Annotated in this window: 13 protein-coding genes; 6 read left to right on the top strand and 7 right to left on the bottom strand. The window is 66.1% G+C overall.

Annotated elements, in window-relative coordinates; translation table 11 throughout:
- Positions 1-84: 84 nt before the first annotated feature.
- From aroG to MMB74_RS13200, 4 genes are all read right to left on the bottom strand, one after another.
- A complete protein-coding gene (aroG, locus tag MMB74_RS13215; protein ID WP_277429093.1) occupies positions 85-1,158 on the bottom strand; it encodes a 3-deoxy-7-phosphoheptulonate synthase AroG in 1,074 nt (357 codons plus the stop codon).
- Positions 1,159-1,496: 338 nt separating this feature from the next.
- Complete coding sequence (gene tldD / locus MMB74_RS13210) at positions 1,497-2,963, bottom strand: metalloprotease TldD (protein WP_277429092.1); 1,467 nt, start codon at positions 2,961-2,963, stop codon at positions 1,497-1,499.
- 38 nt (positions 2,964-3,001) lie between these two features.
- Positions 3,002-3,841 carry a carbon-nitrogen hydrolase family protein gene (locus MMB74_RS13205; protein ID WP_277429091.1) on the bottom strand — a complete coding sequence of 280 codons (840 nt, stop codon included), beginning with the start codon at positions 3,839-3,841 and terminating at the stop codon, positions 3,002-3,004.
- Positions 3,842-3,895: 54 nt separating this feature from the next.
- On the bottom strand, positions 3,896-8,167 hold the full coding sequence (locus MMB74_RS13200; RefSeq protein ID WP_277429090.1) for an AsmA-like C-terminal region-containing protein: 4,272 nt from the start codon (positions 8,165-8,167) through the stop codon (positions 3,896-3,898).
- Positions 8,168-8,400: 233 nt separating this feature from the next.
- Here MMB74_RS13200 and glnE point away from each other — a divergent pair, with 233 nt between their 5' ends.
- Positions 8,401-11,187, top strand: a complete 2,787-nt coding sequence (glnE, locus tag MMB74_RS13195) for a bifunctional [glutamate--ammonia ligase]-adenylyl-L-tyrosine phosphorylase/[glutamate--ammonia-ligase] adenylyltransferase (RefSeq protein WP_277429089.1) — start codon at positions 8,401-8,403, stop codon at positions 11,185-11,187.
- Positions 11,188-11,202: 15 nt separating this feature from the next.
- Here the strand turns inward: glnE and recN are convergent, their stop codons facing one another.
- A complete protein-coding gene (gene recN, locus MMB74_RS13190) occupies positions 11,203-12,873 on the bottom strand; it encodes a DNA repair protein RecN (protein ID WP_277429088.1) in 1,671 nt (556 codons plus the stop codon).
- Between the two features lie 59 nt (positions 12,874-12,932).
- A complete protein-coding gene (locus tag MMB74_RS13185; RefSeq protein ID WP_277429087.1) occupies positions 12,933-13,844 on the bottom strand; it encodes an NAD kinase in 912 nt (303 codons plus the stop codon).
- 261 nt (positions 13,845-14,105) lie between these two features.
- On the opposite strand from MMB74_RS13185, the gene hrcA reads away from it, so the two are divergent.
- The 3 genes from hrcA to MMB74_RS13170 all read left to right on the top strand — a co-directional run bounded on the left by hrcA (position 14,106) and on the right by MMB74_RS13170 (position 16,996).
- Positions 14,106-15,125 carry a heat-inducible transcriptional repressor HrcA gene (hrcA, locus tag MMB74_RS13180; RefSeq protein ID WP_277429086.1) on the top strand — a complete coding sequence of 340 codons (1,020 nt, stop codon included), beginning with the start codon at positions 14,106-14,108 and terminating at the stop codon, positions 15,123-15,125.
- A 232-nt stretch (positions 15,126-15,357) separates the two neighbouring features.
- Complete coding sequence (gene hemH / locus MMB74_RS13175) at positions 15,358-16,425, top strand: ferrochelatase (protein WP_277429085.1); 1,068 nt, start codon at positions 15,358-15,360, stop codon at positions 16,423-16,425.
- Positions 16,426-16,588: 163 nt separating this feature from the next.
- On the top strand, positions 16,589-16,996 hold the full coding sequence (locus tag MMB74_RS13170; RefSeq protein WP_277429084.1) for an RNA-binding S4 domain-containing protein: 408 nt from the start codon (positions 16,589-16,591) through the stop codon (positions 16,994-16,996).
- Here MMB74_RS13170 and MMB74_RS13165 read toward each other — a convergent pair.
- Positions 16,968-17,129, bottom strand: a complete 162-nt coding sequence (locus tag MMB74_RS13165) for a hypothetical protein (RefSeq protein ID WP_277429083.1) — start codon at positions 17,127-17,129, stop codon at positions 16,968-16,970. The two genes, MMB74_RS13170 and MMB74_RS13165, sit on opposite strands and share 29 nt — an antisense overlap.
- 390 nt (positions 17,130-17,519) lie before the next feature.
- On the opposite strand from MMB74_RS13165, the gene grpE reads away from it, so the two are divergent.
- A complete protein-coding gene (gene grpE / locus MMB74_RS13160) occupies positions 17,520-18,104 on the top strand; it encodes a nucleotide exchange factor GrpE (RefSeq protein ID WP_277429082.1) in 585 nt (194 codons plus the stop codon).
- Between the two features lie 29 nt (positions 18,105-18,133).
- Positions 18,134-18,520 carry a thioredoxin family protein gene (locus MMB74_RS13155; RefSeq protein WP_277429254.1) on the top strand — a complete coding sequence of 129 codons (387 nt, stop codon included), beginning with the start codon at positions 18,134-18,136 and terminating at the stop codon, positions 18,518-18,520.
- Positions 18,521-18,601: the final 81 nt, after the last annotated feature.

Here is an 18,601-nt window from a genome sequence, read left to right as displayed (position 1 = left end):
CAGCCTCTGGGAAACAACCCTGGGGCTGGCGGCCCGTTCGTCATGGCGAGCTAGCCTGAATGCTACCGAGTTGCGAAGGCCGACTCAGTTGCCGCTGCCGCGTGCGATGCGCCGTTGCTTCACGCTCTGCGCCAATCCTTCGAGCACGGCAACGCTCTCGTCCCAGCCGATGCATGCATCGGTAATGCTTTGGCCGTACGTGAGCGGGCAGTTGGGCTGCAAGTCCTGGCGGCCTGCCACGAGATGCGACTCGACCATCACGCCCACGATGCGTTCATCGCCCGCCGCAACCTGCCGGCCGATGTCGGCGCACACGGGAATCTGGTTCTCGTGCTTCTTCGAGCTATTGGCGTGGCTCGCATCGATCATCAAGCGCGCTGCGAGCCCGGCGCGGCCGATATCGGCGCAGGCCGCATCGACGCTCGCCGCGTCGTAGTTCGGCGTCTTGCCGCCGCGCAGGATCACGTGGCAATCTTCGTTGCCCGCGGTGGAGACGATGGCCGAGTGGCCCCCCTTGGTCACCGATAGGAAGTGGTGCGGCTGTGAAGCAGCCTTGATTGCATCGACGGCTATCTTGACGTTGCCGTCGGTGCCGTTCTTGAAGCCGACCGGACACGAGAGGCCCGATGCCAGCTCGCGGTGAACTTGCGATTCGGTCGTGCGTGCGCCGATCGCGCCCCACGACACCAAGTCCGCGATGTACTGGGGGCTGATCATGTCGAGGTACTCGGTACCGGCCGGCAGTCCGATCTCGTTGATGCCGACGAGCAGTTCGCGTGCTGCGCGCAAACCATCGTTGATCTTGAAGCTGTTGTCGAGATAGGGATCGTTGATGAGCCCTTTCCAGCCGACCGTCGTCCGCGGTTTTTCGAAGTACACGCGCATGACGATTTCGAGCTCTCCGGCAAAGCGCTTGCGCTCGCCCACGAGCCGGCTCGCGTACTCGAGCGCAGCCTTCGGGTCGTGAATCGAGCACGGGCCGATGATGACAATCAGCCGATCGTCCATGCCGTGCAGGATGCGATGCATCGCGCGCCGCGCGCTGTAGATCAGATCGGACACGCCCTCGCTACACGGAAACTCGCGGATCAAGTGCGCGGGCGGCGTGAGTTCTTTGAGTTCTCGAATACGGACGTCGTCGGTATTGTGCGGGGGCATGCTGCGGTTCTCCTCATCGGTTCGGTGCGGTTTCGCCGGCGATCGACTGGGCCAAGGCGAAAAAAAACCGCCAGGTTCGCTGGCGGTTTTTCGGGAATTCGGGTTTGCGTTGAGCGCTAACACCCCTCTCGATCCGCCAGCGGACTGAGATGCCAAAAGAAGTAAAAATAAAACTTCGTGGACATGGTAGGGGCGATGCTCATTAGCAAAAGGTGCGTCTCACTTTATACGCCGGTTAAGCGTGGTCTGCAACCGTCAGGCCCAGAAAATGCGGGCACCCCGCGCAAAATGCCGCAGGGGCGCAAGAAATCCGCATGCGCGGCGGGGCGGCCGGCCGGTCAGGCCGTTCCGCCCACGGTGAGGTTATCGATGCGCAGGGTGGGCTGGCCCACGCCCACAGGCACGCTTTGGCCTTCCTTGCCGCACACGCCGACACCCGTATCGAGCGCCATGTCGTTGCCGATCATGCTGACGTACTTGAGCGACTCCGGGCCGCTGCCAATCAAGGTTGCGCCCTTGACGGGGTAGGTGACCTTGCCGTTCTCGATCATGTAGGCCTCGGACGCCGAAAACACGAACTTGCCGTTCGTGATGTCGACCTGGCCGCCGCCGAAGTTGACCGCGTAAATGCCATGCTTGACCGATTCGATGATCTCCTGCGGCGCTTTGTCGCCGGCCAGCATGTACGTGTTCGTCATGCGCGGCATCGGCAGGGCGGCGTACGATTCGCGCCGCGCGTTGCCCGTGACCGGCATCTTCATGAGCCGCGCGTTGAGCGTGTCTTGGATGTAGCCCTTGAGCACGCCGTCCTCGATCAGCGTCGTGCATTGCGTCGGGTTGCCTTCGTCGTCGATGTTCAGCGAGCCGCGGCGGTTCGGCAACGTACCGTCATCGACGACCGTCACGCCCTTGGCCGCGACGCGCTCGCCGATGCGACCGGCGAATGCCGACGACCCCTTTCGATTGAAGTCGCCTTCGAGCCCGTGGCCGATCGCTTCGTGCAGCAAGACGCCGGGCCAGCCCGGCCCGAGCACGACCGTCATGGCGCCGGCCGGGGCCGGGCGCGCTTCCAAATTGACGAGCGCGGCCTTGACGGCGTCGTCGACGTAGCGGGCCAGGATGTCGTCGGTGAAGTACCCGTAATCGAAGCGGCCGCCGCCGCCGCCGCTACCGATCTCGCGCCGGCCGTTCTGTTCGGCGATGACCGTCACCGATACGCGCACGAGCGGGCGAATGTCGGCTGCGAGTGCGCCGTCGCTGCGCGCGACGAGCACGACGTCGTATTCGCCGGCTAGACCCGCCATCACTTGCGTGATGCGCGTATCGCGGCTGCGGGCCATCTGTTCGATGCGCTCGAGCAGCTTGACCTTCTCGGTCGCATCGAGCGAGGCGAGCGGATCGGCCGCCAAATAAAGGTCGCGGCCCGTCACGCCCTTGAGCGACGTAGCCACTTGGATCTTGCGCTTGCCGCCGCCCGTTTTGGCGATCGAGCGCGTTGCATGCGCGGCCTGCGCGAGCGCTTCGGGCGAAAGATCGTCCGAGTATGCGAAGGCCGTGCGGTCGCCCGCGACGGCGCGCACGCCGACGCCTTTGTCGATGCTGAAGCTGCCCGACTTCACGATCCCTTCCTCGAGACTCCATGCCTCGCTACGCGTCGCTTGGAAGTACAAGTCGGCATAGTCGACGCGATGCGTGAAGATGTCGGCGAGCGTGCGTGTGAGCCGCGCTTCGTCGAGGCCGTAAGGGGTGAGCAGGACGTCTTTCGCGGTCGCGAGATTGCGGATGCCGGGTTCGATGAGATTCATGCGGTCGTTCGATGCCAAGAAGGTTAAGCAAGCGCGCTTTAAGCCAGCACGCGGTGGCGCCACGCAGGCAGGCTGCGTCTCACCTCGTCGATGCGTGCGCGGTCGATGTCGCCCGCTACCACGCCGGGGCCTTCGTCGAGCACAGCCATGATCTCGCCCCATGGGTCGATCAGCATGCTGTGGCCCCACGTGCGCCGGCCGTTTTCGTGCGAGCCGCCTTGCGCCGCGGCGAGCACATAGCACTGGTTCTCGACGGCCCGCGCGCGCAGCAACATCTCCCAATGCGCGCGGCCCGTCGTATAGGTGAAAGCCGAAGGCACGACGATCAGCGCGACATCGCCCATGCGCCGATAAAGCTCCGGGAAGCGCAGATCGTAGCAGACCGACAGCCCCACGGGCCCGAACGGTGCGTCGAAGGTGCGAACCTCGCCGCCGGGGCGGATCGTGCGGGCTTCGTCGAACGACTCCGTGCCTCTTTCGAAATTGAACAGGTGGATCTTGTCGTAGCGCGCTTTTTCCGTGCCGCTCGGATCGAACACGAGCGTCGTATTGAGCACGCGCGTGGCGTCGGGCGCCGGCTCGGTGACGGCAAGCGGCAGCGTGCCGCCGATGATCCATACGCCGTGACGGCGCGCGCTGTCGGCGAGGAAGCGTTGAACCGGGCCGTCGCCGTACGTCTCGCGCACGGCCAGCTTGTCCGCATCCTTGTAGCCCATGAAACAAAAGTACTCGGGCAGCAGCACGAGCTGTGCGCCTTCGGCCGCGGCCTGCGCAATGAGCCGCTCGGCGTCCGCGAGATTGCGCTCGCGCTCCGGCGTGCTGACCATCTGCAGCGCGGCAACGTGAAACGGTGTCGTAGGGGCAGGTCGATCGCTCATCAATTCGAAATCGGATGCTGCCGGGCAATCCAAGCGCGTGGCCCCGCGGGGAGGTCAGTGGCCCGTCGCCTCGGCCGGAGCAGCCATCTTACCCCGATCGGTCGTGAGCCGCTCGACGAGCGGATGCGACCATGACCCCGTTACCGAATAATCGTGCGCGAACGCGCGCGAGATCGACTGCGAAAGCGCGACATTGGCGACGAGTGCGCCCAAGCCGAGCAGCGGATTGACGACGGTCGCGGCGATGACGGCGGAGCCCGCGTTCAGCGTGGGCGTGAGGACCACATGCAGATGCTGCGTCTCCTGAGCGAGATCGACAGAGCCCGACAGATCGGCCCGCATCGGCGCCGTCACGACGCGAAAGTCGTTCGTGCTGGCGATGCCGTTGGCAATCAGCGCCTTGCCCGTCACGCTCTGAAACGGCAACCCCTCGCCGATGACGTCGCGGAAGTTCAAGGTGAGCACGCGCGTCAGGCTCTGCAGGCTCAGCACGCCGAGCAGCTTGGCCACGGCCGGATCCACCTTGAGGAATTGTCCGTGGTGCAGATCCATCGTGAAATGGCCGTTTAGCGTGGGGTAATCGATGGCGGTAGGCCCGCCGCGCCAGACGACTTTCCCCGCGAGCGTGCCCGCTCCAGCCTTTACCGTTCGCGGCAGACCGAATCGGTCGAGCAACGCGCCCGCATCCTCGACGTCGAGCTTGAAGTCGACGATCGTGCGGCGCGGCGCGTCGGCGTCTACCTCGCTGCCGAGCCGGCGCGAGGTGCGCCAGTTCGCCGTCGCGAGCAGGTGGGCGGCCGGGTTCGATACCTCCAGCTTATCGACTTGCCAAACGGGCACGCCGCGTTCGTCGACATTGCGCGCATTCACGGCGAGACGGCCGATGTCGCGCTGATGCACCTGCAAATCGTCGATGACGAGATCGATCGCCGGCATGTGTTCGTTCGCGCTCGGCGTGAGCTGCCCCAGCAGTTCGTGCCCCACGGCCGCCGGGATGATGGCCTTCTGCAGCCGCGCGCGCAGTAGGCCGCCGGGGGAATCGGCGTCCCCAGGCTGCCAGGACAGGTTGCCCGAGAGTTCGCCGGAAGCGACATCGGCTTGCCAGCGCTCGTTCGTGTGTGTCGCATCGATCGAAACATTCGACCATTGGCGGTTCATGAGATTGAGGGTTCTGAAGCGCGCCGCGATGCGGCTTGGCAGGAACGGCGACTGAATCGCCCCCGCGTTCTCCCCATTGTCTTTTCCGCGGGGCGGCCCGGCTGGCGCTTGCGCCATCACGCCTGAATTGCCGGCCGCTTGCGCGCCCTGTATGCGGCTCGCGCGTAGCTCGTTGGCCAGTGCGCGCCAGGCGTCGGCGTCGAGCGAGTCGGCCGTCAGCGCCGCCGTGACGCCGCGAGGCGGTAGTTCGACGGGTTCGCCGAGTCCCACCGCGCCTTGCAAGACGGTTAGCGGCGATGCGCCCTTGGCGTTTGCCGCTGCGCGTTCGACGACATAGGCCGCTTGCAGCGGGCCGAGGCGCAGATCGGCTCGTGCTCGGCCACCGCCGCTCAGCGAAGCGGCTTCGCCGTTCGCGGCGTTAAGCGGCTTGACTTCGAACGAAAACGGCATTGGGGCGCCGCGCGGTTTGCCGAGCGGCGCGGGCAGATCGAGTGCGAGACCCGACAGGTCGGAGTGGGCGGACACGGTTGGCAGCGATCCGCGGGCACCGCGCACGTCGATCGCGTAGGGCGCGTCGCCCGAGAGGTGGCCGAGCAGCTTTGCTGCGGGGCCTTGCAGGTTCAACTGCCGGGTGCTGTCGGCGGCGATGCGCCCGGCGATGTCGAACGCATAGCTGCCGTTTTCGCGCAGCGCGCCGTTCGCGCGTACGTCGCCGCCGAGCCAACGGCCGTCGACGCGTTCGAGTGCGAGCGTTTGCTTCGTGAAATGCACGCGGCCCTTCAGGGCTTCGAGCGGCGGAAGTTGCGGCGCCGACAGCGTGTTGCCTTCGAGTCCCACGGTGCCCGCGACGCCCACGTGGGGCTCGTGCGTGCGCGGCACGGTCAGCGTGAGCGACAGCGTGGCGGGGCCGCTTGCGCCGACCTTTTCGCCGATATGGCCGGACATGCCGGCGAGGGCGCTGTGGTTGACATAGTCGAGCATGTCGCCGAGCGGACCATGGGCGTCCCCGTCGATGACGAGATCGGAGCCGTGGTTGCCGAGATCGTCGATGCGGCCGGCAACGCGGGTGATCGCGACGCGCTTGTAGCGCGCACGCGCGATGTCGAAGCGCAGCAAGTTTTCCTTCAACGTGAAGACGCCGTCGATCCCCTCGAGCGCGGGCCAGACGTCCGGCGTGCCGTTCTTGAGTGTTTTCAGCGGGTAGGGGGAGGGGTCGAATTTCCCACCAGAGAACGGCGCGACGATGCGAAAAATCCCCGCTTGCGGCTCGCGCGAATAAGGAAATTTGTCGAGGCCGCCATGCACTTCGATCGTCGCGTTGTGCGCTACGCCGTCTTGCAGGCCGTGACCCAAATAGTGGCGCAGGTGCTCGCCGATGCTCGTCGGCAAGTAGCGCGGGATCATCGGCGCTTTGGCGCGCGCAATCGTCGCCTTCAGATCGAGCGCACCGCGACCGTGGCCCGGATTGGTGTAGGTGGCCGCCAGCGTGCCCGCCGTATCGGCGTTCTCCAGGCTCAGTTCGGGCACCGTCACCGAAAACGCCTTATGCGCTTCGCCCGGGGCACGCGCGCGACTGACCGTCCAATTTCCGCGTGCTTGCAGCCGGTCGAAGGTGAGCCGCGGATCGTCGAATTCGCCGGGAATCGTGACGGCGGCGTTGACGGTGTCGATCGTCAGCTCGCCGTGCCGCTCGTCCGCATCGATGCTGCCCCAAAGGTTCTCGAAGCCCGGCAAGCCGGCTCGCGGATGCCCCGCGGGGGAAAGACCGGGGGGCGGCTCCTGCGCGGCGAGGCTGATGCCCTGAAGGTCTGCCTTGAAGCGGTAGCGCACGACCGGCGCTTCGCCTGCGACGCGCTCCTCGCTGGCGGCCAGCGCACCCTCGGGGCGGGCGCGCTCGACCGCGATTGTGTAATTGGCGACCATGCCGCGCGGATCGAAGCGGACGAGCTCGTCGAGGAAACGGCGCGGAACGGGCAACGCACGGCTGAACTCCGCGAGAATGCCGAGGTCCACGCGATCGCCCGTCACGCTCATCAGTTGGCCGTGCTCGACCGTCGGCACTCGGTATCGCCCCGTCAGCGTAGCGAACGTGAGCGTGCGCGAAACGGGCGTGCCGTCGGCGAGGGGCGGCTGACCGAGCTCGGCGTGCAAGTCCGTGAGCCGTAGCTTGTAGTCGCGCTGCGCCTGGATCTGCAGCGCCCAACCGAAGCGGGCGACAGGGACGTCGAGCTTGGGCTGCGTCGGCCGCACGCGCAATGCGATGTCCGAACCTTGTAGCGCGCCATGCGCCGAGAGGATATGCCCATCGCCGAATTGCGCCCAGATCGCATTGTCGATCAGGCCCGCATAAGTCTTCACGGGCAGCTTCACATAGGCGGCGAGCATCGGCAGTTCGACCGGGCCCGTGGATAGATACGCCTGTCCCGTCCAATTTTGCGGCTTGCCGACGGCCATCAATGGCGTATGCCGAAAGCGCGCGCGAAAGTCGATCGGGCCTTTGAGCAACGCGCCTTCGCCCGGGGCTTGAAGGGCGACCCGGTGCGTGAAGCCGTCGTTGAGCATGGCGATGCGCACGTTGTGCAGCGCGAGCTCGGGTGCGCCGCGCTGCGCATCGCGCCAGCGCAGCGTACCGCCGCGCAAAACGATCGCTCGTTGCGAGAGCAGCCAACTCGAGAACGTGTCGTTGCCGGTGTGCGTGGTCGGCACTTCCACGCCGCCCACCCATAGCGAGCCGTCGCGCTCGCGCGCCGCCAACACCTCGGGCCGCTCGATCACGAGGCTCGCGAGCGCGGGCTTGAACCGTAGCAAAGAGGCCCATGACAGGTTGGCGGTCGCATGGGGCACGGACAACGCGCGGTTACCGCTTCTATCGCTGATGGTCAAACCGGTGACGTCGATCCCGGGCTCGAGCCCCGACCAGTACGGCGCGAGCTTGCCGATTTGCACCTGGGCGTGGAGCCGCTGCGAGACGATCGCCTCGATGCGGGGGCGGAAATCGTCGATGCGGGGCAGGACGACGTAGCGCAGGCCGATGAAAAGGGCTGCGACGACGAAGTAGACGATGAAGGCGACAGCCAGCGCGATATGCAGGATTCGGCGCAGCCGCCGATGTTCGTGACGCGCGTGTCCGGCAACGGCGGCTTCGGCGGATTCCTTGCTGTCGGACATACTGCGGCGAATCGGGATGTGAATATGGTAGTTTGGCGTCTAGGACGACGAAATGTATCACAGCGGCCGGCCGTATCCGCGCGGGCCTCGCATGCCGGGCAGATTCGGCGGGCTGCTCGCCGCGGCTTGCGGCAGGCGGGCACGCAGCGATCGTGCCCGCTCTCGCCCGCGGCCGGCGATTGGCCTCGCGCCAATAACCGCTGCAACGAGCGAGCCATACCTTCTCATCTCTCATGACTGCTGCCGATCTGTTGAGTTCCGCTTATTCCTCGTACGTCGCGCGGGCCATCGCCGCGCGCCCAGCGCTTGCCGAGCGCATCGCCGCATGGGCCGCAGCGCCCATCACGCGCGAGCGCATCGACGCCCGGCTGCGCGAGCTTAGCCTCGAGTATGGCGACGCGCGCGGAGAGGAGGCGCTGCGTTGCGTCTTGCGGCGCCTGCGTACCGAAGTGTTTTGCGCGGTGATGGAGCGCGATCTGGGCGGACAGGCCGATATCGCCGAAGTGACGGGCGCGATGACCGACTTGGCCGAAGCCGCGATCCAGCATGCGCTCGAGGTGCTATCCGCCGAATTGGAAGCGCTCTATGGGGCGCCGCGCTCGGCCGCGGGCGATCGGCTCACGCTCGGCGTCGTCGGCATGGGTAAGCTCGGCGGACGTGAGTTGAACGTGTCCTCCGACATCGACCTCATCTTCGTCTATGAAGACGACGGCGAGACGGCGGGCGGCAGTCGCGCCGCCATTTCGACGCAGGAATTCTTCACCCGGCTCGGACGGCGCCTGATCGGCGCGCTGGCCGAGCCGACGGCCGACGGCTATGTGTTTCGTGTGGATATGCGCCTGCGTCCGAACGGTGACTCGGGCCCGCTCGTGTGCAGCCTGGGGATGCTCGAGGAATACTTCTACGTCCAAGGGCGCGAATGGGAGCGCTACGCGTGGATCAAGGGGCGGCTCGTCTCCGAGCACCACAGCGACGCGGCCCGGCGGCTGGCGGACCAGCTCGAGGCGCTCGTCAAGCCGTTCGTCTATCGGCGCTACCTGGACTTCGGCGTCATCGGCGCGATCCGGGCGCTGCATGCGCAGATTCGAGAGGAGGCGCAGCGTCGCGCCACCATGCGGCCCGACAAAGCCGACGACATCAAGCTGGGGCGAGGGGGCATCCGCGAGATCGAGTTCAGCGCGCAGGTGTTTCAGTTGATACGCGGCGGCCAGGACACGGGCTTCCGTATCCGTCCCACGCTCGCCGTGCTGCGTCATGCCGCGGCGCGGGGCCTGATTTCACCCTCCGTGTGCGCCGATCTGTCCAACGCCTATCGTTTCTTGCGCGAAGTGGAGCATCGCCTTCAATACCGTAACGATGCACAGACGCACGCGCTGCCCGTCGATGACGATGAACGCGCTCGCTTGGCCGCCTCGCTGGGCTTTGCCGATTACGCCGCGCTGCGTGATGTGCTCGACGGCCACCGCGAGCGCGTCGAGGCGCAATTCGATCAGATCTTTGCCGACAAGGCGCGTGCGAACGGACTCGCGGCCGGTGCCGGCGGCCCGGACGCCCGGGCGGGTGAGCTGTGGAATAGCGCGCTCGAGGACGAAACGCAGGACGAAACGGCAGTCGCACGTTTGAGCGCGGCCGGTTTCGGCGATGCAAACGAGGTGTATGCGCGCTTGAGCGCGGTGCGCCGCTCGTCGCGCTACCAGCGGCTGCCCGAGCGCAATCGCGAACGCTTCGACAGAATCGCAGCCCGCGCGCTGGACGCCTCGGCTGCGATGGAGCCGCCCGACAAGCGCGGTTCCACGCTCGCGCGCATGCTCGATTTGCTCGAAGCGGTGAGCCGCCGCGGCGCATACCTGGCTCTGCTCAACGAATACCCGGCCGCGCTCGATCGCGTGCTGGCCGTGCTCTCGGGCTCGCGCTGGGCGGCCGGGTACCTGATCCGGCACCCGCAGTTGCTCGACGAGTTGCTCGACGACGAAGCGATCGGCAGCCCGTTCGATTGGCCCGAGTTCAAGACCTCGCTACGCGCTCGCTTGGCCGCCGCCGACGGCGTCGAGCAGCAGATGGACTTGCTGCGCCATGCGCATCAAGCCGAAGTCTTCCGCATCTTGCTGATCGATTTGGCCGGACGGCTAACGGTGGAGCAAGTGAGCGATCGCCTGTCGGAGTTGGCCGATTCCGTGCTGGATGTGGCGATCGAGACGGTCTGGCAGCAGTTGCCCAAGCGCCATCGCGAGGCGCCTCGCTTTGCCGTCATCGCCTACGGCAAGCTGGGCGGGAAAGAGCTCGGCTATGCCTCCGATCTCGACCTCATCTTTCTGTACGACGACCCCGACGACGCGGCGGCGGACACCTATTCGACCTTCACGCGCCGGCTCATTACGTGGCTGACGACGGCGACGGGCGCGGGCACGCTGTTCGACGTCGATCTACGGTTGCGGCCAAACGGCGAATCGGGCCTGCTGATCACCGATCTCGACGCGTTCCGCCGATATCAATTGCGCGAGGGCGACGCGGCCAACACCGCGTGGGTTTGGGAACACCAGGCGCTGACCCGGGCGCGCTTTTGCGCGGGCGAGCCGGAGATCGGCCGCGAATTCGAGCGAATCCGCGAACGCGTATTGACGATGCCGCGCGAGGCCGCGCCGCTTGCGGCCGAAATCGTCGCCATGCGCGAGCGCGTGGCGGCGGGTCACCCCAACCGCAGCGAGTTGTTCGACGTCAAGCACGACCGCGGCGGCATGGTCGATATCGAGTTCATCGTTCAGTACTGGGTATTGCTGCACGCGGCGCAGGACCGCGAACTCGTGCGCAATACCGGCAACATTGCGCTATTGCGGGAGGTCGCTCGCTTCGGGCTCATGAGTCCGGAGGAAGCCGATACGGTGGGCGCCGCCTATCGGACCTATCGCAAGCTGCAGCACCAATTGCGGCTCGACGGGATGGAGACGGCGCGCGTGCCGCATGCGCTCATCGAGCGTGAGCGCGAGGCGGTGCTCAAACTCTGGCAGCGCGCGTTCGCGTGAAGCGGCATCCAACGATCAAGCCGCGAGCATTTCCTTGGCGTGCCGGCGCGTCGTGGCGGTGATCTCAAGGCCGCCGAGCATACGGGCGACCTCCTCGATGCGGCTCGTGTGATCGAGCGCGACTACGGTCGATAGCGTCGCGCCTCCGTCGTCGGCCGCTTTGACGACTTGGAAGTGATGATCGCCGCGCGCCGCGACTTGCGGCAGATGCGTCACGCAGAGCACTTGCCTATCGCGTCCCAATTGATGCAACAGGCGTCCGACGACTTCCGCCACGCCGCCGCCGATGCCGGTATCGACCTCGTCGAAGATCAACGTGGGCGTGGGGCTAGCGGCGCTGGCAATGACCGCCAGCGCGAGGCTGATGCGGGCGAGTTCACCGCCCGAGGCGACCTTGGCGAGCGGCCGCAGCGGAACGCCGGCATGGCCGGCGACGCGAAACTCGACCTGTTCGAGCCCATGCGCGCTACCTTCGGCGAGCGGCACGAGGGCGACCTCGAAGCTGCCGCCAGCCATCGATAATTCCTGCATGCCGGTTGTAACCGCCGCGCCGAGCGCCTTGGCAGCCTTCGCCCGCGCCTTCGACAACTGCTTGGCCTCGGCCATATAGGCTTGCCGCGCTTTGTCGACGGCGGCGGTGAGCGCGTCGAGATCGGCTGCCGCATCGAGCGCCGCCAGTTGCGCGCGGCGCGCCTCGTGTTCTTGCGGCAATGTTTCCGGTTGCAGGCGGAATTTGCGCGCGAGCGAATGCAGCGCATCGAGGCGTTGCTCGACTTGGGCGAGACGGTCGGGATCGAGGTCAAGGCGCTGCGCGTAGTGCGTGAGCGAATAGACGCCTTCGCGCAGTTGGATTTCGGCCGGCTCGAGCGCGGCCAGGGCATCGCCGAGCGCCGGATCGATCTCGGCCAGATCGCGAAGCTTCGAAATGATCGAGCCAAGCTGGCCCACCATCGCGCCGTCGGCCTCGGACAGCGCGTCGAGCGCGCCGCGCACGCCTTCGATCAGATTGGCCGAATGGGCGAGCCGCCGGTGTTCGGCGCTGATCTCCTCCCACTCTCCGGCTTGCGGCGCGAGCTTGTCGAGTTCGGCGAGCTGCCAGGCCAGGCGCTCGCGCTCGAGTTGCAGTTCCCGGTCGCGCGTGGAGGCGAGTTCGAGCGCTTGCGCCGCGTCGCGCCACGCTCGGTGAGCTCGGGCGACGCCAGCAGCGATCGAGGTCAAGCCTGCATGCGTGTCGAACAGTGCGCGCTGCGCGTCGGGCCGCATCAGCAGTTGGTGCGCATGCTGCCCGTGGATGTCGACCAGCATCTCGCCAACCTCGCGCAGTTGCGCAAGCGTTGCCGGGGTGCCGTTGATGAAAGCGCGCGAGCGTGCGTTGGCGTCCACCACGCGGCGCAGCAGCACGCGGCCCTCGTCGTCGGCGCCGGCCGGCTCGCCGCCGAGTGCGTGATCGTGCAGCCAGCGCGCGACCTCCGGGCCCGTTTCGAACTCGGCCGTCAGATCGGCGCGGGCGGCGCCTGTGCGGATGACGTCGGCATCCGCGCGTGCCCCGAGCGTGAGGGCTAGCGCATCGATGAGAATCGATTTGCCTGCGCCGGTTTCGCCGGAAAACACGGTGAAGCCGCGGTCGAACTCGAGATCGAGCGCGGCGACGATAACGAAGTCGCGTATCGAGAGGTGGCGGAGCATGGGAGTCGGATTAACGGCTTTTTTTTCAGAGAGCGCCAGGCAGCGTCGAGGCGGCGCGGCTACACGGTGTTCGAATCGTTGCCTTCCTCGTCGGAGGGGTGCTCGTTCCAGTGGAGCTTTTGCCGCAGCGTTGCATAGTAGCTGTAGCCGACGGGGTGGAGGAACGGCACCGTATGCCGCGAGCGGCGCACTTCGATCGTGTCGTTGAGCTTGAGCGCGGTGAACGACTGCATATCGAAGTTCACGTTCACATCGCGCCCGCCGATGATCTGAATGCCGACGTTGCAGTCGTCGGGCAGCACGATCGGACGATTCGACAGCGCGTGCGGCGCGATGGGCACCAGCACGAGGCCTTGCAGCTGCGGGTGCAAGATCGGCCCTTGCGACGATAGCGCGTAGGCGGTCGAGCCTGTCGGCGTGGCGACGATGAGCCCGTCCGAACGTTGGTTGTACATGAAACGACCGTCGACCGACACGCGCAATTCGGCCATACCGGAGAAGCCGCTGCGATTGACGACGACGTCGTTGAAGGCGAGCGCGTGATAAATCGGCTCGCCGTCGCGCACGATGCGCGCCTCGAGCAGCGTGCGTTCCTCGCGCTCGAAGCTGCCGGCCAGCATTTGCGGCACGCGCTGGCTCATTTCGGCCACCGGGATGTCGGTGATGAAGCCCAAACGCCCCAGGTTCACGCCGATGAGCGGCGTGCGATACGGCGCGAGCTGGCGGCCGATGCCGAGCATCGTGCCGTCGCCGCCTAGCACGACGGCGACGTCGGCGCGGGCGCCGATTTCGGCAGCCGTGAGCGCCACGTAATCGGTCACCCCGAGATCTTTCGCCGTGTCGGCCTCGAATACCACTTCGAAGCCACGCTTGGCGATGCAGGTGGCGAGCGCCGTCAGCGGCTCGCCGATGCCTGGGGTGTTGCTGCGCCCGACGAGCGCGACGGTCTTGAATTGGCTGCCAATTTCCATGCCGGCATTACACCATAGCTGGGAGTCGAAAAGAACCTTCGTCGTCGGGGGTGTGGCCGGCACAACGGGGCGCTCGTCCCGCACCGGCGATTTGTCGCTAGAATGGCGTTGTCCCGAAAAGACGCCGGCGGCCTGGCGCGCCCGTCGCCGGTGCGGCGTTGCACGCGTGCGGCTCATCGATCGAGCGCGGTGCGCGGGCGAACGTTCGAGCGTCGCCCAACGCTCGCCGGGGGGCACGCCGTTTGGCTAAAATTTTGCGTCATGCTAGAACCCCGCGCACAAACTCTCCTCAAAACGCTGATCGAGCGCTATATTGCCGAAGGTCAGCCGGTCGGCTCGCGCACGTTGTCGCGGTACTCGGGGCTCGAACTGAGCCCGGCCACGATTCGCAACGTGATGTCGGATCTCGAGGAGCTCGGGCTCGTCGCGAGCCCGCATACGTCGGCCGGGCGCATCCCGACGCCGCGCGGCTACCGGCTGTTCGTCGATACCATGCTGACCGTCGAGCCCGTAGCGGACGAACAAGCGGTCGAACGCGTGGTGCGCAAGACGCTCAAGCCTGGCGAGCCGCAGAAGGTGGTGGCGGCCGCCGCGAGCGTCTTGTCGAACCTGTCGCAATTCGCCGGCGTCGTCATGACGCCGCGCCGCAGTCACGTGTTCAAGCAGGTCGAATTCATGCGCCTGTCGGACAAGCGCATCTTGCTCATCATCGTGACCCCCGAAGGGGACGTGCAAAACCGCATGATGGCGACCCAGCGCGACTATTCGCCTTCGCAACTCATCGAGGCCTCCAATTACATCAACGCGCATTTCGGCGGGCTTTCGTTCGACGAAGTGCGCCGGCGCCTGCGTGAGGAAATCGACCAGTTGCGCGGCGATATGACCGCGCTCATGCATGCGGCCGTCACGGCCAGCACGGAGGAAAGCGACGATAGCGAGACCGTGCTGATCTCGGGCGAGCGCAACCTGCTCGAAGTGGCCGATTTGTCCTCCGATATGGCGCGCTTGCGCAAATTGTTCGACGTATTCGACCAAAAAACCAGCCTCCTTCAATTGCTCGACGTATCGAGCCACGCACAAGGCGTGCAGATTTTCATCGGCGGCGAATCGACGCTCGTGCCGATCGAGCAAATGAGCGTCGTGACGGCGCCCTACGAGGTGAACGGCAAGATCGTCGGCACGCTCGGCGTAATCGGGCCTACCCGCATGGCCTATAACCGCGTGATTCCGATCGTCGACATCACGGCGCGCCTGCTTTCCACCGCGCTCAGCCAGCAATAAGCGGCGCTGCGGGCATGCGGGCGCGCCGACACGTTCGGCCGCGCTTCGCCGGCCCTTGCGCCGGTTCGATCTTTGCGTATGGTGCGCTCGTTCGAGCGCGCCGGCCATCGGCCGAACGGCTGAAGGGACCGCGCATAGGGGCGCCGCTATAATGGCCCTCACGTTCACTTGACCAGAGCCGGGCGGCTACATGGCCGCGCGTCGCCTAGCCCTCGGGCGCCTTATATCGCACATGCGTTTCGATCTCGAGTTGCCGTCGCAGCCCGCCACTTCCCATCGCGTCGCGGTGCTATTGATCAATTTGGGCACGCCCGACGCGCCCACCCCGCGTGCCGTGCGGCGCTATCTCGCCCAGTTCTTGTCCGACCCGCGCGTCGTCGAAATCCCCGCGCTGGTTTGGCAGCCGCTGTTGCGGGGGGTGATTTTGCCGCTGCGCGGCCGTTCGTCGGCGAAAAAGTACGCCTCCGTCTGGATGCAGGAGGGCTCGCCGTTGCGCGTGTACACCGAGAAGCAGGTCGAGGCGTTGCGCCAACTGCTCCATGTCAACGGTTACCCGGTGATCGTCGATTACGCCATGCGCTACGGCACGCCCAGCATCGGCGCGATGCTGGGACAGCTCAAATTGGCCGGCGCCGAGCGCGTGTTGTTGATGCCGATGTATCCGCAATACTCGTCTTCCACCACGGCCACGGCTTTCGACGCCGCGTTTGCCGCCCTTGGGCGCATGCGTAACCAGCTCGAAGTACGCACGGTGCGTCACTACGCCGATCATCCGGCGTACATCGCGGCGTTGGCCGAGCAGGTCCGGCGTTACTGGGCCGCGCACGGCCAGCCGGATTTCGCGGCGGGCGACAAACTCGTATTGAGTTTTCACGGCGTGCCCAAACGTACGCTCGACTTGGGCGATCCTTACCACGATCAGTGCCGCACCACGGCGGCGTTGTTGATGGCGGCCCTTGGCCTGACGCCTACCGAGTGCCGCGTGACGTTCCAGTCGCGCTTTGGCCGCGCCGAGTGGCTGCAACCGTACACGGCCCCGACCTTGCGTGAATTGGGCGCGGCCGGCGTGCGCCGCGCCGACGTGTTTTGCCCCGGCTTTACGGCCGATTGCCTCGAGACGATCGAAGAAATCGGCCTGGAAGTGCGCGATGAATTCTTGCACGCGGGGGGGAAGGAATTTCACCGCATCGCGTGCCTGAATGCCTCGCAGGCATGGATTGCCGCGCTGGGGGAAATCGTGCTCCACCAACTGCAAGGCTGGCCGGTGCAGGCGAGCGTTCCGGTCGGGACGCCGGCGTGATCGGCGTCCCGACGCCGAGCGTAAAGAGGGCGGCAGGCGCGATCGCCAGCGGCCGCTCCCATAATTGGGGGCGCGGCGCAGCTCGCCACGGGCGCAGTGCAGGCAAGCTCGTTGCGTGCCATCGCGCGCGCATGGGCGGTTTCCTTTTCGTTCTTGCACTTTCATGAATTACAAGATTTCGACTGAACCCGACGCTCGCATGCGTATAGACAAGTGGCTATGGGCTGCGCGCTTCTTCAAAACGCGCTCGCTGGCGGCCGATGCTGTCGAGAAGGGGCGTGTGCGCATTGCCGGGGCGACCGTCAAGCCGGCAAAGGACGTACGGGTAGGCGATCTCGTTCAGGTCGAGATCGAGCGAATCGTGTGGGAAGTGCGGGTCCTGGGGACCTGCGATGTGCGCGGCCCGGCGGCCGTTGCGCACACGCTTTATGCGGAAACGCCGGAAAGCCAGACCAAGCGAGCCGCGGAGGCCGAGCGGCGCAGGACCTACCGCGAACCCGCAGCGGCGCTGCAGGGACGCCCGACCAAGCGCGACCGGCGCATCATCGACAAGCTTTCGGGTGGGGATTGAACAGGCTGTCGATGGTTGCGTGGGCGCCGCCGTATTCCGTCATACAGTCGGTCAGCGCGCCGGACAGGCAGATGGTCGTGGTTCCCGCAACGAGTACCAATGCGACCACCGCGACGGCAAAGGTCAGTTTCACGGTACTCCCCTTCGGAAGAAGGCGATACGGGCACGCGCGTTTCGGATGGGCGGGGCTGGCGCATTTCGCCGCCGGCTCGGCCAACGCGCGAAACGCTTGAAGCCAGTTTAGGGCAAACCAGGATGGCGCTCAACGCCCATTTGCGGCTGACGCCGTAACCGGTGTTACCGTTCGTTTCCGCCAGGCTCAAATGGTGCAAAAAACGGGGGTAGGGGCTTGAAAAGCCCCGCGGGCGTCCCCACTTGCCCACGCGACGCGCGGTAGTGCGGTTGTTTGCGGTTGTATGTCGGCAACGGTCGTCGGGCATTTGAGCTGCGGCGGCTTGCTCGGCCCGAACCGCGGATCGACCGGCTACCGCTTCGATTTCACTTTTTGGACGATTTCAGCGACATGGAACCTACGCAAGACAATCCGGCCAGCCACTCGCAGCAAGCTCCCGAAGGAGCAGCGCAACAATCGGCGGCCGAGAACGTCGCAGCGCAAACTGCCGCTGCGCAAGGCGAGCCGCTCGACGCTGCCGGCACTGCCGACGCTGCGCTGGCCGATGCCCAAGCGAAGCTCGCGGCGCTCAACGAGGATTTTCTGCGGGCGAAGGCCGAGACGGAAAACGTGCGCCGCCGCGCCGCCGAAGACGTGGCCAAAGCGCGCAAGTTCGCGATCGAGAGCTTCGCCGAGCACCTTCTGCCCGTGCTCGATAGCCTCGAAGCCGCGCTGGCGGACACCTCCGGCGATGGGGTCAAACTGCGCGAAGGCGTCGAATTGACGCTGCGCCAGCTGTCGAGCGCAATGGAAAAAGGGCGCGTCGTTGCGGTCAATCCGCTCGGCGAGAAATTCGATCCGCATCGTCATCAGGCGATCTCGATGGTGCCCGCCGAACAGGAGCCGAACACGGTCGTTTCGGTGCTGCAAAAGGGTTATGTGATCGCCGATCGCGTGCTGCGTCCCGCGCTCGTCACGGTCGCGCAGCCGAAGTAGGTGCGCCGCGCCGGGCCGAAGGACCGATGATGAGCGCGCACGAGGTCGACGCCACCGCTTTCTCGGTATTCGAGATGCGGGAAGTCACGGCGGAGACGATCGACGAGGCGCTCGCCTCGAGCGGCGATGCGCTGGCCGTGGTCTTCTTCTGGGGCGGGGATTGCTTCAATTGCGAGATCGCGAAGAAGGCGATGCTGGCGCAACCGGAGGCGATCCGCTCGCTGGGCCTGACGTGGTTCCACGCCAACGTCTACGAGCATCGCGAGCTGGGGCGCCGGTTCGTGCAGCACGGCGTGCCGATCTGGTTCTTCTTTCACCGGGGCAAGCGGCTGGGGCGTGCGACCGGTTGGCACGGGCTGGCGCAATTTGCGGCGGCCGTGGATGCGGCAAGGGCAAAAATCGAGAAAAACGGATGACCGCCTGGGCCTTAGGGGCTTGAAATCGATGCGGCGGCACTCACCTTGAGTGCAGGTATGAATTGAGCGGGGCGGCTGCGC

This window comes from Trinickia sp. Y13, from assembly GCF_029522115.1.
Lineage (GTDB): Bacteria > Pseudomonadota > Gammaproteobacteria > Burkholderiales > Burkholderiaceae > Trinickia.
The sequence above is the reverse complement of the archived record's forward strand: the minus strand, read 5'-3'. Positions and strand labels throughout refer to the sequence as shown.